This is a genomic window from Streptomyces sp. LaBMicrA B280 (assembly GCF_049222185.1).
Classification (GTDB): domain Bacteria; phylum Actinomycetota; class Actinomycetes; order Streptomycetales; family Streptomycetaceae; genus Streptomyces; species Streptomyces murinus.
On sequence record NZ_JBMJCT010000025.1, the window covers coordinates 21,355 to 34,593 of the forward strand.

Below are 13,239 nucleotides of genomic sequence, written 5' to 3' on the forward strand. Positions count from 1 at the left end.
GCCACCTTATGCAAGGCCGCACCACCCCGACATCCGGAATGACCCGGACGCCTACCCTGATCCCCGTGCCCCGGCATCAGGGACGCCGCGGACTTGCACCTCACGTCACGTGAGGCCGCAGGCTGGCCGTCGTACCGACCGACGAACGGAAGGGAGCGGTCAGTTGGGCTACTCCGTGGGACAGGTCGCGGGGTTCGCCGGTGTCACGGTGCGCACCCTGCACCACTACGACGAGATCGGCCTCCTGGTGCCCGGCGGGCGCACCCACGCGGGTCACCGCCGCTACACCGACGCCGACCTCGACCGGCTCCAGCGGATCCTGTTCTACCGGGAGCTCGGCTTTCCGCTCGACGAGGTCGCGGTGCTGCTCGACGATCCGGACGCGGACCCGCGCGCGCATCTGCGCCGCCGGCATGCCCTGCTGACCGCCCGGATCGAGAAGCTGCGCCGGATGGCCGAGGCCGTGGAACACGCCATGGAGGCACGCAGGATGGGCATCGATCTGAAACCCGAGGAGCGGTTCGAGGTGTTCGGGGACAAGGATCCCGAGCAGTACGCGGAGGAGGCGGAGGCCCGCTGGGGCGGCACGGCGCAGTGGGCCGAGTCCCAGCGCCGTGCCGCCACGTACGGCAAGGAGGACTGGAAGCGGCTCCAGGCCGAGGTGGACGACTGGAGCGAGCGCTACGCCCGCCTGGTGGCCGCCGGTGAGCCCGCGACCGGGGAGGCCGCCAGGGCCATGGCCGAGGAGCACCGGCGGCACATCGGCCGGTGGTTCTACGACTGCCCGTACCCGATGCACCGCTGTCTCGCCGAGATGTATGTTGCCGACGAGCGCTTCAAGGCGTTCTACGACGCGATGCACCCCGGGCTCGCCGCACACCTGCACGACGCGATCCTGGCGAACGCCGACCGGGGAGCCTCCTGAGCGGCCGCCGCGCCCTCAAACCGGTCCTGGCCCGGGTCACTCCCGGGCCAGGACCACCCCCCCCCCCCCCCCCCCCCCCCCCCCCCCCCCCCCCCCCCCCCCCCCCCCCCCCCCCCCCCCCCCCCCCCCCCCCCCCCCCCCCCCCCCCCCCCCCCCCCCCCCCCCCCCCCCCCCCCCACCGCCGTGCCGTACGCGCAGACCTCGGTGCCCACGTCCGCCGCCTCCGTCACGTCGAACCGGAACGCGAGCACCCCGTTGGCGCCCCGCGCGCGTGCCTGCTCCACCAGGCGCTCCATGGCCTGGTTGCGGGTCTGCACCAGCGTCTTGGTGAGCCCCTTCAGCTCGCCGCCGATCATCGACTTCAGCCCGGCGCCGATCTGGCTGCCCAGATGCCGGGAGCGGACGGTGAGCCCGAAGACCTCGCCGATCACCTGCTCCACCCGGTGGCCCGGCACGTCGTTCGTCGTCACGACCAGTACGTCCGGCTGGGGTCCCTGACCGCCGCCGAAGTCGTCGAGTCCCATGGATCACCGCTTTCTTCCCGTCGTCCCGGGCGTCATCGGGGGAACCCGGGGCGGTCACGTCACGTTGATAGCTTTGTGCGGCCCTACTCGGTCACCGTAGCCGCCCCTTCTCCCCCCTTCAGGAGCCCGGACCCGTGATGACACTCGCCCTAGGCCCGAGCTGGCTCGATCCCAACTATCTGCTCGACACGTACAGCATCTGGGGTCTGCTGCTCATAGTCTTCGCCGAGTCCGGCCTGCTCATCGGCTTCTTCCTGCCCGGCGACTCGCTGCTGTTCACCTGCGGTCTGCTGATCACCTCGCACCAGCTGGGCTTCCCGCTGTGGGGCGCGATCGCCCTGATCTGCGTCGCCGCGATCCTGGGCGACCAGGCGGGCTACATGTTCGGCAAGAAGGTCGGCCCGTCCCTGTTCAACCGGCCCGACTCGCGCCTGTTCAAACAGGAGAACGTCGTCAAGGCGCACGAGTTCTTCGAGAAGTACGGCCCCAAGTCGCTGATCCTGGCCCGCTTCGTGCCGGTGGTGCGCACCTTCACGCCGATCATCGCGGGCGTGAGCGGGATGCGCTACCGCTCCTTCCTGATCTTCAACGTCATCGGCGGCACCCTGTGGGGCGCGGGTGTCACCCTGCTCGGCTCCTGGCTCGGCAACATCGGCTTCGTCAAGGACAACATCGAGGCGATCCTGATCCTGATCGTCCTCGTCTCGGTGGTGCCGATCGCGATCGAGTACCTCAGGGCCCGCGCCAAGAGCAAGAAGGCCCCCGCGGAGCAGCCCCGGCCCGCCGCCGAGGCGCCGCGGTTCCCGCAGCCGCCGGTCATGGACGACGCCACGACCCGGCTGCGCCGCATCGAGCCGGACGAGCGCCACGCGCCGCAGCAGCCGTACGGCGGGCAGCGGCAGTACGGCGACCAGGGACACGACCAGGGCTACGGCCACCAGGAGGGCTACGGCGGTCAGGAGGGCTACGGCGGCCAGGGTTACGGCAACCAGCCCCAGCCCCAGCCCCAGTACCAGCAGCCGCAGTACCAGCAGCCTCAGCAGCCCCCGTACCAGCAGCCCCAGCAGCAGGACTGGAACCAGCCCCAGCACCAGCAGCCGTACTACGACCCCCGGCAGTACCCGCAGCAGCAGGGCCAGAACCAGAACCAGGGCCAGTACCCGTACGACTACCGGGAGCAGTGAGCCGCTCAGAACCCCCTGGTCCGCTTCGCCGCCCGGCGCTTCCCGGGGGAGCCGACCCGCAGGAACAGCCGGAAGATCTCCGAGCCCAGATTGACCCCGATCGCGATCGCCATGGCCAGCGACGCCGCGTTGGCCAGCGACACCAGCCCCTTGTCCACGTTGTTCTGGGCCATGTTCAGCAGCCCGAAGTACGTGGCGGAACCGGGGAGCAGCGGCCCGATCGCGGCCGTGGTGTACGGCAGCGCGGAGGCGAAGCGGTAGCGGGACAGCAGCTGTCCGAACAGCCCGACCAGGCCCGCGGCGACGGCCGTGGAGGCCACCGGCGAGATGTCGGCGACGTAGTGCATCGCGCCGTACACGCTCCAGGCGACGCCTCCGTTGAGGGTCACCCAGAGCACGGTGGACCGTTCCTGCTGGAGCAGTACCGCGAAGGTCAGCGACAGCAGCATGGAGGCCGCGATCTGGATCAGGGGCCGCTCGGAGATGTGCAGCGCCGCCTCCGGGTTGAGCTTGCCGCCCAGCTTCACGCCGAAGTACAGGACGAGCAGCACCCCGGCGACGATGCCCACGAAGAAGTACAGGACCTCCAGGAGACGGGCCGAGGCGGTGATGTAGAAGCCCGTCAGGCCGTCCTGGACGCCCGCCACCAGCGCCCGTCCGGGCAGCAGCGCGAACAGCCCACCGGTGATCACCGCGGACGCCTTCACGTCCACATGGGCCAGCGCGAACGCCACCCCGATCGCCGCCGGCGGCATCGCGGCCACCGTGAACTGGTAGAACTCCGGCAGCCCGCGGCCCGCGCACAGCCAGGCGAGCCGGTCGCCGAGCATCGCGCCGACCGCCGCCGCGAAGAACACGATCAGATCGCCGCCGACGAGTATCGAGGCGGCGCCCGCCAGCAGACCGCTGGCCAGCGACAGCGCCCAGCCGGGGTAGGGGTGCCGATTGCGCCGTATCTCCGCGAGCCGCCGGTATGCCTCCTCCAGGGAGACATGGGTCTCGGGGTCGGTCAGGTCGTCCACCAGCCGGAAGACGGCCGCCAGCCGCGTGTAGTCGGTGCCCCGGCGCCGTACCGTCCGCGAGGCCGTCACCGGGTCCTCGACCAGGGACGGCTGGTGCGAGATCGACAGCAGGGTGAAGGTGACGTTGGGCTCGCACCGGTCCAGGCCGTAGGACCGGCACACCGCGAACATCGCGGCCTCCACGTCCTCCGCGCCCTCGCCGCCCGCCAGCAGCAGCTCACCGATACGCAGGGTCAGGTCCAGCACGCGCGGGACGGCCGGGCCGCTCTCCTCCTCGTGCTGCACCGGTTCGGGCGCGGGCCGGTCCGCCACCGACATGCGCAGCATGGTGCGCATCCGGTCCTGCCACGGCGCGTCCTTGACCAGGCTGACCAGGGGCACCCCGGTGGCCGGTGTGAACGCGGTCAACCCGCCCTGGGGGCCGTACGTGCTCGGCGTGCTGAACGCCGATCCCTCCGGCTCCCCGGCCGGCGGCTGCGGCGTGAGCAGCCCCTGCGGCACCTGGAACTCGGAGGTCGTCTCCGGCTCGCCCCCCGTCTTCGGGACGTCGAGTCCCTTGGGGATGGCGAACTCCGATGTGATCTCCGGGTCGTACCGCGCCTCGTCCGACCGGGGCTTGCGGTCGTCCGCCTCCGTCACCTCGCACCGTCCCTGAACGACACCTTCCGCTGGCCTCAGTATGCGCATGCACCGCGGGCGGGCATGCAAACGGGCCGCACACAAAAGCGTGCGGCCCGTTTCGCGAACCGGGGGTCAGTGACCGCCCTGCTCCTTGAAGCGCTTGTAGGACCGCTCGATCTCCTGCTCGGCCTCCGTGCGGCCCACCCAGTTGGCGCCCTCGACGGACTTGCCGGGCTCCAGGTCCTTGTAGACCTCGAAGAAGTGCTGGATCTCCAGGCGGTCGAACTCCGACACGTGGTGGATGTCGCGCAGGTGCTCCACCCGGGGGTCGGTGGCCGGCACGCACAGCAGCTTGTCGTCGCCGCCCGCCTCGTCCGTCATCCGGAACATGCCGATCGCGCGGCACTTGATCAGGCAGCCCGGGAAGGTCGGCTCGTCAAGGATGACCAGCGCGTCCAGCGGGTCGCCGTCCTCGCCGAGGGTGTTCTCGACGAATCCGTAGTCGGTCGGGTAAGCGGTCGAGGTGAAGAGGCGACGGTCCAGACGGATCCGACCGGTCTCGTGGTCCACCTCGTACTTGTTGCGCGAACCCTTCGGGATCTCGATCGTGACGTCGAACTCCACCGGTGGCTCCTTCATGATCAGCACATAGTTCTGGTGATTAAGTGTCCCTCACGCAGGTGTGTGATCGCGAAAGGGGCTGGTGGTCGTGCCGGAGCTCGGGCCTTGGCGGGCCGCGGGACCGCGGGTGAGGCGGATCGCGAGCGCCGTACGACCGCGTCTCGCGCACGCCGTGAGAACGGCGAAGCCGCAGGTCACACGCCTGATTTCCACGGTACGACCGCTGCTCGCCGACCTCCCCCGTCCGCGTTCCCTCAGCACGTTGCGCTACACCGCGGGCGCCGCCACCGCCGGCCTGGTGCTCGCCGCCGGCGTGGTGACCCTGTCCGGGCCGTGGGACGCCACCGGTCAGCGTACGGCCGAGCGGGACCGGGCGACCGCCCTGGAGCACGCACGTGGCGCAGATCAAGATCGGAAGAGCGTCGTGTGGGGGAAGAGCGGCCCCGCGGACACCCGGCAGGCCCCGGCGGCCGGCGGCACGGCCCTGGCGGACGTCCTGGGGCCGCTCCTGGGCTCCGCCGCGCTCGGCGAGGGCCACACCGCGGTGGTGGTCGACGCGGCCACCGGCAAGCGGCTCTACAGCGTCGGACCCGACAAGGGGCTCACGCCCGCCTCCACCACCAAGCTCGCCACCGCCGCCGCCGCGCTGAACGCGCTCGGCCCGGACCACCGCTTCACCACCCGGACGGCGCTCCGGGGCGACACCAGCGAACTCGTCCTGGTCGGCGGCGGCGACCCCACGCTCACCGCGCACGCCAAGGCCGACGGCTGGGCGAGCCTGCGGACCCTGGCGACGCGGACGGCGAAGGCGCTACGGGAACGCGGCATCCACAAGATCGCACTGTCGTACGACACGACGCTCTACGCCGGTCCCGCCCTGCACCCCATCGGGGTCAACGACAACCTGGCCCCGGTCAGCGCCCTCGTCGCCGACGAGGGCCGTACCGACGGCTCCGCCAGCGGACCCGTGCGCCGGGTCGCCGACCCGGCGCAGGACGCGGCGCGGAAATTCGCGGGCTTCCTCAGGGCCGCGGGCGTCGACACGACCGGCCCCGCCCCGGCCAAGGGCGCCGCACCCGCCGAGTCCGTCGCGAGCGTCTCCTCGCCGCCGCTGTCCGCCCTGGTCGAACGCATGCTGACCAACAGCGACAACGACATCGCCGAGGCCCTCGCCCGGCAGACCGCCCTCGCGAGCGGGCAGCCCGGCAGCTTCGCCGGGGGCGCGAAGGCGATCGCCGGGCAGCTGCGGAAGCTCGGCCTGCCGCTCACCGGCGCCGCCTTCCACGACGGCAGCGGCCTCGACCGCGACGACCGGCTCACGGCCGGCCTGCTGACCGCGATCCTGGTCGAGGCCGGCACCCCCGGCCACCCCGGTCTGCGCCCCCTGCTCACCGGCCTGCCCATCGCGCACTTCACCGGCACGCTGAGCGCCCGCTACGCCGACGGCGCGGCCGGTCTCGTGCACGCCAAGACGGGCACCCTGACCGGCGTCAACACCCTGGCCGGCACGGTCGTCGACCAGGACGGCCGACTGCTCGCCTTCGCCTTCCTGGCCTCCGGCACCACCGACCCGATGGCCGCCCAGTCGGCCCTGGACAAGACGGCGACGGCGCTGTCCGCGTGCGGCTGCGGCTGACCCGGCGGAGCCCCCGCCGCCGCACCTTGGCGGGCCCGCGGCGACCCGGTGTCCCGCCGATCCCGGTGCCCACGGCCTGCCCCAAGTGGTAACGCTCACGTACCGTTGACGCATGACAGGCTTCGGAGGCACCGCATCCCCCGGGATGGTCGACTGGAACCTCGCGGTGGCGACCGCGACTCGGCTCGTACGGCCCGGCCCCGACGTCTCGCGTGACGAGGCCCGGTCCGTCGTCGCGGAGCTGCGGCGGCACGCGAAGGCCTCGGAGGAGCACGTGAGGGGCTTCACCCGGCTGGAGACCGAGCAGAGCCACGACACCCCCGTGCTCGTCGTCGACCGCCCCGGCTGGGTCCGGGCCAATGTCGCCGGCTTCCGGGAGATCCTCAAACCGCTCCTGGACAAGATGCAGGAACGCCGCGGCGGCACCCCGGGCAGCGCCGTCCTCGGCGCCGTCGGCGGCAAGGTCACCGGCGTGGAACTGGGCATGCTGCTCTCGTTCCTCTCCTCCCGCGTCCTCGGCCAGTACGAGACCTTCGCCCCCGCCGGCCGCGATCTGCCCGCCGGTGCGAACGGCGGCGGCCGCCTGCTGCTCGTCGCGCCCAACATCGTCCACGTGGAGCGCGAACTCGACGTCGAACCGCACGACTTCCGCCTGTGGGTCTGCCTGCACGAGGAGACCCACCGCACGCAGTTCACGGCCGTGCCCTGGCTGCGTGACCACCTGGAGGGCGAGATCCAGTCTTTCCTGGCGGAGACGGACGTCGACCCCATGACCTTCCTCGAGCGCATCCGGGAGGCCGCCCAGTCCCTCGCCGGGGGCCGCCCCGAGACCGAGGAGGACGACGGCGGCCGCTCCTTCGTGGAGCTGGTGCAGACCCCCGCCCAGCGCGAGATCCTCGGCCGCCTCACCGCCGTGATGTCCCTGCTGGAGGGCCACGCCGATTATGTGATGGACGGGGTCGGCCCGAGCGTCGTACCGTCCGTGGCCGAGATCCGGGAGAAATTCCAGCAGCGGCGCGCCAAGGGCGCCTCCCGACTCGACCAGGCCCTGCGCAAACTGCTGGGCCTGGACGCCAAACTCAAGCAGTACCGGGACGGCGAACGCTTCGTGCGCGCCGTCACGGACCAGGTCGGCGTCGACGGCTTCAACCGGGTGTGGACCTCGCCCAACACCCTGCCCACCAAGGCGGAGATCGCCAAACCGGCGGACTGGGTCGCGCGGGTGCACCGCAAGGCCGAGTCGTGAAACGCACGCCGGGGTCGTGAATCGAATCCGGCCGACGGCAGTCGAACGCCCCTCCAATCACCCGTCCGAGGGACCGTGAGTCATGCGTAGGCGTGCGATGCTCGGGGAACGGCCCGCTTCTGTCACCATCTACACACTCTGAGTGACCGAATCGGGCTCACCCCCCGGATACTTCATGAAGGGAACCGGACAATGGGTCCCCATCCTGCGGTCGCGGCGATACGCCTGGCGGTCCGCCGCGTCCTCCACGACATCCTGAACACCCTCCCGACCTCCGGCGAGCGCCCGGACCGGCTGGCCGAGCGGCTCCCCTCCCCGCTCGGAACCACCCTGGTGGCCCCGCCCGAGAGCCCCCTCGTGCTCGTCGCGTGCTCCGGCGGCGCCGACTCCATGGCCCTCGCCTCCGCCCTCGCCTTCGAAGCCCCCCGGCTCGGCCTGCGCGCCGGCGGCATCACCGTCGACCACGGCCTCCAGCCCGGCTCCGACCTGCGCGCCGAAGAGGTCGCCCTGCGCATGCGCGGCCTCGGCCTCGACCCCGTCGAGTCCGTCTCCGTCGACGTCGGCCGCGACGGCGGCCCCGAGGCCGCCGCCCGGGACGCCCGCTACGCCGCCCTGGACGCCGCGCTCGACCGCCACGGCGCCGCCGCGGTCCTGCTCGGCCACACCCGCGACGACCAGGCCGAGACCGTCCTGCTGGGCCTCGCCCGCGGCTCCGGCATCCGCTCCCTGTCCGGAATGGCCGCGGTCTCGGGGGCCGGCGGCCGTTACCGGCGGCCCTTCCTGCACCTCGACCGGCAGACCGCCCGCAAGGCCTGCATGGTCCAGTCCCTGCCCGTCTGGGACGACCCCCACAACACCGACCCCGCCTACACCCGTTCCCGGCTGCGCCACGAGGGCCTGCCCGCCCTGGAGAAGGCCCTCGGCAAGGGCGTCGTCGAGGCGCTCGCCCGCACCGCCCAGCTCTCGCGCGACGACGCCGACGCCCTCGACTCCTGGGCCAGCCAGGCCGAGGCCTCCGTACGGGACGCCGCCGGACTGCTGGAGTGCGCCAAGCTCTACGCCCTGCCGCCCGCCGTGCGCCGCCGGATCCTGCGCCGCGCCGCCATCGAGGCGGGCGCCCCGGCCGGTTCCCTGTTCGCCCGTCACATCGAGGAAGTCGACCGCCTGATCACCGGCTGGCGCGGCCAGGGAGCCATCAATCTCCCGGGCAGGGTCGTCGCCCAGCGGCAGGGTGGCAGACTGGTGATTCGGCAAGGCTGAATCCCGACCGTCCGGAGCGACCCTCCGGCGGCCGGCACGGGGCAGCCGGAGGCCGTGATTGCGGCCGTAAGTGCGGGACGACCGAAAGTGATGCGGGTGGACGCGAAAGACATGGGTGCCGACCTCGAGAAGGTGCTCATCACCAAGGAAGAGATCGACGCCAAGCTGGCCGAGCTGGCCGCGAAGATCGACGCGGAGTACGCGGGCAAGGACCTGCTGATCGTCGGCGTCCTCAAGGGCGCGGTCATGGTCATGGCCGACCTCGCGCGGGCGCTGTCCACCCCGGTCACCATGGACTGGATGGCCGTGTCCTCGTACGGCGCGGGCACCCAGTCCTCCGGCGTCGTGCGCATCCTCAAGGACCTCGACACCGACATCAAGGGCCGTGACGTCCTGATCGTCGAGGACATCATCGACTCCGGTCTGACGCTGTCCTGGCTGATCAACAACCTCGGTTCGCGTGAGCCCGCCTCCCTCAAGGTGTGCACCCTGCTGCGCAAGCCGGACGCCGCCAAGGTCGCCATCGACGTGGAATGGGTCGGCTTCGACATTCCGAACGAGTTCGTCGTCGGTTACGGCCTGGACTACGCCGAGAAGTACCGCAATCTGCCGTTCGTCGGTACGCTCGCGCCGCACGTCTACGGCGGCTGACACCGAACCGGGCACATGGGCTGAGCCACTCGGCCCAAGCCCGGCGAGGTGATCGGGAACCCCGGCGGGCCCCGTGCCGTTGAAGCATGCAGAGACGGGTTTCCCGGCTCTCGAAGCGGCTTCGCGCGGCTTCGGGCGCCAAGGCTGGGGTACCGTCGGAAGAACTGTCTTATCAAACTCACTATGGCAGGAGGGACGGGGCGGCACCGCTCCGTATGGATGGACGTGAAGCGATACTTCCGTGGGCCGGTCATGTGGATCGTGCTGGCCGTCCTTGCCGTGGTCGTGTTGATGCAGGTCGTCGGCTCGTCCGGCGGCTACAAGTCGGTGGACACCGGCCAGGTCGTCGCGGCGATCAATGACAACAGGGTCCAGTCGGCCAAGCTGACCACCGGCGACGAGCAGACCGTCAAGGTCACGCTCAAGGACGGCCAGAAGGTCGAGGGCAGCTCCAAGATCCAGGCGAGCTACATCGGCGACCAGGGCGTCCAGCTCGCCAACAACCTGCAGACCAAGTACCAGGACAAGCAGATCCCGGACGGCTACACCGTCGCGCCGTCGAAGCAGAACCCGTTCGTCGGTGTCCTGCTCTCCCTGCTGCCCTTCGTTCTGATCGTCGTCGTCTTCCTGTTCCTGATGAACCAGATGCAGGGCGGCGGCTCCCGGGTCATGAACTTCGGGAAGTCCAAGGCCAAGCTCATCACCAAGGACACCCCGAAGACGACCTTCTCCGACGTCGCCGGCTGTGACGAGGCCGTCGAGGAGCTCCACGAGATCAAGGAGTTCCTCCAGGAGCCGGCCAAGTTCCAGGCCGTCGGCGCCAAGATCCCCAAGGGTGTGCTGCTCTACGGCCGCCCGGGTACCGGCAAGACCCTGCTGGCGCGTGCCGTCGCGGGCGAGGCCGGGGTGCCCTTCTACTCGATCTCCGGTTCGGACTTCGTGGAGATGTTCGTCGGTGTCGGCGCCTCCCGTGTCCGCGACCTGTTCGAGCAGGCCAAGGCGAACGCCCCGGCGATCGTCTTCGTGGACGAGATCGACGCGGTCGGCCGCCATCGCGGTGCCGGCCTCGGCGGTGGTCACGACGAGCGCGAGCAGACCCTCAACCAGCTGCTGGTCGAGATGGACGGCTTTGACGTCAAGGGCGGCGTGATCCTGATCGCGGCGACCAACCGGCCCGACATCCTGGACCCGGCGCTGCTGCGTCCCGGCCGGTTCGACCGTCAGATCGCCGTCGACCCGCCGGACCTCCAGGGCCGTCTGGAGATCCTCAAGGTCCACCAGAAGGGCAAGCCGGTCGCGTCCGACGTCGACCTGGCCGCCGTCGCCCGCCGTACCCCCGGCATGACCGGCGCCGACCTGGCCAACGTGCTCAACGAGGCGGCGCTGCTCACCGCGCGCAGCGATCAGAAGCTGATCGACAACCAGGCGCTGGACGAGGCGATCGACCGCGTGGTCGCGGGCCCGCAGAAGCGGACCCGGATCATGTCGGACAAGGAGAAGAAGATCACCGCGTACCACGAGGGCGGTCACGCCCTGGTCGCGGCGGCCTCGCCGAACTCCGACCCGGTGCACAAGATCACGATCCTGTCCCGCGGCCGCGCCCTCGGCTACACCATGGTCCTGCCGGACGAGGACAAGTACTCGACCACGCGCAACGAGATGCTCGACCAGCTCGCCTACATGCTGGGCGGCCGGGCGGCCGAGGAACTGGTCTTCCACGACCCGACCACCGGTGCCGCCAACGACATCGAGAAGGCCACCAACCTGGCCCGCGCGATGGTCACCCAGTACGGCATGACCGAGCGGCTCGGCGCCATCAAGTTCGGCGGCGACAACAGCGAGCCCTTCCTCGGTCGTGAGATGGCGCATCAGCGCGACTACTCGGAAGAGGTCGCCGCGCTGGTGGACGAAGAGGTCAAGAAGCTCATCGAGACCGCGCACAACGAGGCCTGGGAGATCCTGGTCGAGAACCGCGACGTGCTCGACCACCTCGTTCTCCAGCTGCTGGAGAAGGAGACGCTGGGCAAGGAGGAGATCGCCGAGGTCTTCTCCTCGATCGTCAAGCGCCCGGCGCGGCCCGCCTGGACCGGCTCCTCGCGTCGTACCCCGTCCACCCGCCCGCCGGTGCTCTCCCCCAAGGAGCTGGCACTGACCAACGGCGCGAACGGCACGACCGCCGCGATCAGCACGGTCAAGTCCACCGCCACCGAGTCCGCCCCCGTGACGGACCAGACCCCGGAGGAGCGCCCGGAGAGCTGACCGCACCGCGGTCGCTTCCCGGCCACTCGGGCCCGGAATGAACGCCGCGCCCCCCAGGTTCTAGCCTGGGGGGCGCGGCATTTTTCGTATGCACGCACGTGGGACGACAGGAACGAGGCACCCAGATGACCGACCCGGTGACGCTGGACAGCGAGCGCCCCGTCGGCGAGTTCGACGAGAAGCGCGCCGAGAACGCCGTACGCGAGCTGCTGATCGCCATCGGTGAGGACCCCGACCGCGAGGGGCTGCGCGAGACGCCGGGCCGGGTGGCGCGGGCGTACCAGGAGATCTTCGCCGGTCTGTGGCAGAAGCCCGAGGACGTGCTCACCACGACGTTCGACCTGGGCCATGACGAGATGGTCCTGGTCAAGGACATCGAGGTGTACTCGACCTGTGAGCACCACCTGGTGCCGTTCCGGGGCGTCGCCCATGTCGGCTACATCCCGTCGGTCTCCGGGAAGATCACCGGCCTGTCCAAGCTGGCCCGCCTGGTGGACGTCTACGCCCGCAGGCCGCAGGTGCAGGAGCGGCTCACCACGCAGATCGCGGACTCCCTGATGGAGATCCTGGAGCCGCGGGGCGTGATCGTGGTCGTCGAGTGCGAGCACATGTGCATGTCGATGCGCGGCATCCGCAAGCCGGGCGCCAAGACCATAACGTCCGCGGTGCGCGGTCAGCTGCGGGACGCGGCGACCCGCAACGAGGCCATGAGCCTGATCATGGCGCGCTGAGCCGGGATTTCGGCACAGGGTCCGGGGGACCGGCGGTCACGCCGCCGGTTCCGCGCCCTGGTGGTGGTCCTGGTCGTCGTCCTCGGGGAGCTTGCAGACGCGCTCCAGGAAGAGGGCGGCCGCTATGACGGCAAGTCCGGCCAGGACGGAGAAACCGGCGTAGAAGGCCTGGTCGCGGCGCGGCGGGAGGTCGAGCAGCTCCAGCAGGAACACGCCGGTGCCGCCGTACATCCCGGCGACGAGGGCGGCGACCAGGGCGCTGGCCTGGGCGAAGACGACCGCGCGGGCGGCCATCAGCGGGTCGACGCCCTTCGCGCCGGGGCGCCGCTCGCGCTGGGCCTTGAAGCGGGCCCGCAGCGAGAGCGCCGTGGCCAGCAGGACCACGGCGATCAGGGCGAGCACGACGGGTGCGGCCAGGGGGACGCTGGGCAGGGTCCCGATCGAGTTCCAGAGGCGGGCGCCCGCCCAGGACAGGATGCCGGCCACGACGAACACGCCGACCAGCACCCTGATGCGCAGCTCTCTCACGGTGTCCCTTCAGTTCCCCCGGACCGGGTCC

The 13,239-nt window shown here is 71.0% G+C and carries 11 protein-coding genes and 1 pseudogene; 8 read left to right on the forward strand and 4 right to left on the reverse strand.

The features are described from left to right. Positions 1 to 163: 163 nt before the first annotated feature. On the forward strand, positions 164 to 925 hold the full coding sequence (locus tag ACLF5H_RS22330; RefSeq protein ID WP_421677796.1) for a MerR family transcriptional regulator: 762 nt from the start codon (positions 164 to 166) through the stop codon (positions 923 to 925). A gap of 176 nt (positions 926 to 1,101) precedes the next feature. Here ACLF5H_RS22330 and ACLF5H_RS22335 read toward each other — a convergent pair. Then, positions 1,102 to 1,449: pseudogene (locus ACLF5H_RS22335) on the reverse strand (YbjQ family protein); the annotation flags it as partial. 134 nt (positions 1,450 to 1,583) lie between these two features. Here ACLF5H_RS22335 and ACLF5H_RS22340 point away from each other — a divergent pair. Next, a complete protein-coding gene (locus ACLF5H_RS22340; RefSeq protein WP_421677797.1) occupies positions 1,584 to 2,633 on the forward strand; it encodes a VTT domain-containing protein in 1,050 nt (349 codons plus the stop codon). Between the two features lie 5 nt (positions 2,634 to 2,638). Here the strand turns inward: ACLF5H_RS22340 and ACLF5H_RS22345 are convergent, their stop codons facing one another. Both ACLF5H_RS22345 and ACLF5H_RS22350 read right to left on the reverse strand, forming a co-directional pair. Continuing rightward, complete coding sequence (locus tag ACLF5H_RS22345) at positions 2,639 to 4,294, reverse strand: threonine/serine ThrE exporter family protein (RefSeq protein ID WP_421677798.1); 1,656 nt, start codon at positions 4,292 to 4,294, stop codon at positions 2,639 to 2,641. A 114-nt stretch (positions 4,295 to 4,408) separates the two neighbouring features. After that, on the reverse strand, positions 4,409 to 4,900 hold the full coding sequence (locus ACLF5H_RS22350; protein ID WP_037660367.1) for an inorganic diphosphatase: 492 nt from the start codon (positions 4,898 to 4,900) through the stop codon (positions 4,409 to 4,411). Between the two features lie 79 nt (positions 4,901 to 4,979). Here ACLF5H_RS22350 and dacB point away from each other — a divergent pair, with 79 nt between their 5' ends. From dacB to folE, 6 genes are all read left to right on the forward strand, one after another. Continuing rightward, positions 4,980 to 6,533, forward strand: a complete 1,554-nt coding sequence (gene dacB / locus ACLF5H_RS22355) for a D-alanyl-D-alanine carboxypeptidase/D-alanyl-D-alanine endopeptidase (protein WP_421677799.1) — start codon at positions 4,980 to 4,982, stop codon at positions 6,531 to 6,533. Positions 6,534 to 6,678: 145 nt separating this feature from the next. Then, a complete protein-coding gene (locus ACLF5H_RS22360; RefSeq protein ID WP_421677841.1) occupies positions 6,679 to 7,779 on the forward strand; it encodes a zinc-dependent metalloprotease in 1,101 nt (366 codons plus the stop codon). Positions 7,780 to 7,971: 192 nt separating this feature from the next. After that, positions 7,972 to 9,039, forward strand: a complete 1,068-nt coding sequence (gene tilS, locus ACLF5H_RS22365; RefSeq protein WP_421677800.1) for a tRNA lysidine(34) synthetase TilS — start codon at positions 7,972 to 7,974, stop codon at positions 9,037 to 9,039. A 90-nt stretch (positions 9,040 to 9,129) separates the two neighbouring features. Further along, entirely contained in the window at positions 9,130 to 9,690 is a 561-nt protein-coding gene (gene hpt / locus ACLF5H_RS22370) for a hypoxanthine phosphoribosyltransferase (protein WP_037660361.1), read from the forward strand. Positions 9,691 to 9,909: 219 nt separating this feature from the next. Next, positions 9,910 to 11,949, forward strand: coding sequence for an ATP-dependent zinc metalloprotease FtsH (gene ftsH / locus ACLF5H_RS22375; RefSeq protein ID WP_421677842.1), 2,040 nt, complete (start codon positions 9,910 to 9,912; stop codon positions 11,947 to 11,949). A 125-nt stretch (positions 11,950 to 12,074) separates the two neighbouring features. Next, entirely contained in the window at positions 12,075 to 12,680 is a 606-nt protein-coding gene (gene folE, locus ACLF5H_RS22380; protein WP_421677801.1) for a GTP cyclohydrolase I FolE, read from the forward strand. A 36-nt stretch (positions 12,681 to 12,716) separates the two neighbouring features. On the opposite strand, the gene ACLF5H_RS22385 is transcribed toward folE, so the two are convergent. Further along, positions 12,717 to 13,208, reverse strand: coding sequence for a DUF3180 domain-containing protein (locus tag ACLF5H_RS22385; RefSeq protein WP_037660358.1), 492 nt, complete (start codon positions 13,206 to 13,208; stop codon positions 12,717 to 12,719). Positions 13,209 to 13,239 lie beyond the last annotated feature (31 nt).

What these genes read in the sequence shown, in the direction of transcription:
- ACLF5H_RS22360 (WP_421677841.1), top strand. Translation starts at nt 6,679, where the DNA reads ATGGTCGACTGGAACCTCGCGGTGGCGACCGCGACTCGGCTCGTACGG.
- tilS (WP_421677800.1), top strand. Translation starts at nt 7,972, where the DNA reads ATGGGTCCCCATCCTGCGGTCGCGGCGATACGCCTGGCGGTCCGCCGC.
- hpt (WP_037660361.1), top strand. Translation starts at nt 9,130, where the DNA reads ATGCGGGTGGACGCGAAAGACATGGGTGCCGACCTCGAGAAGGTGCTC.
- ftsH (WP_421677842.1), top strand. Translation starts at nt 9,910, where the DNA reads ATGGACGTGAAGCGATACTTCCGTGGGCCGGTCATGTGGATCGTGCTG.
- folE (WP_421677801.1), top strand. Translation starts at nt 12,075, where the DNA reads ATGACCGACCCGGTGACGCTGGACAGCGAGCGCCCCGTCGGCGAGTTC.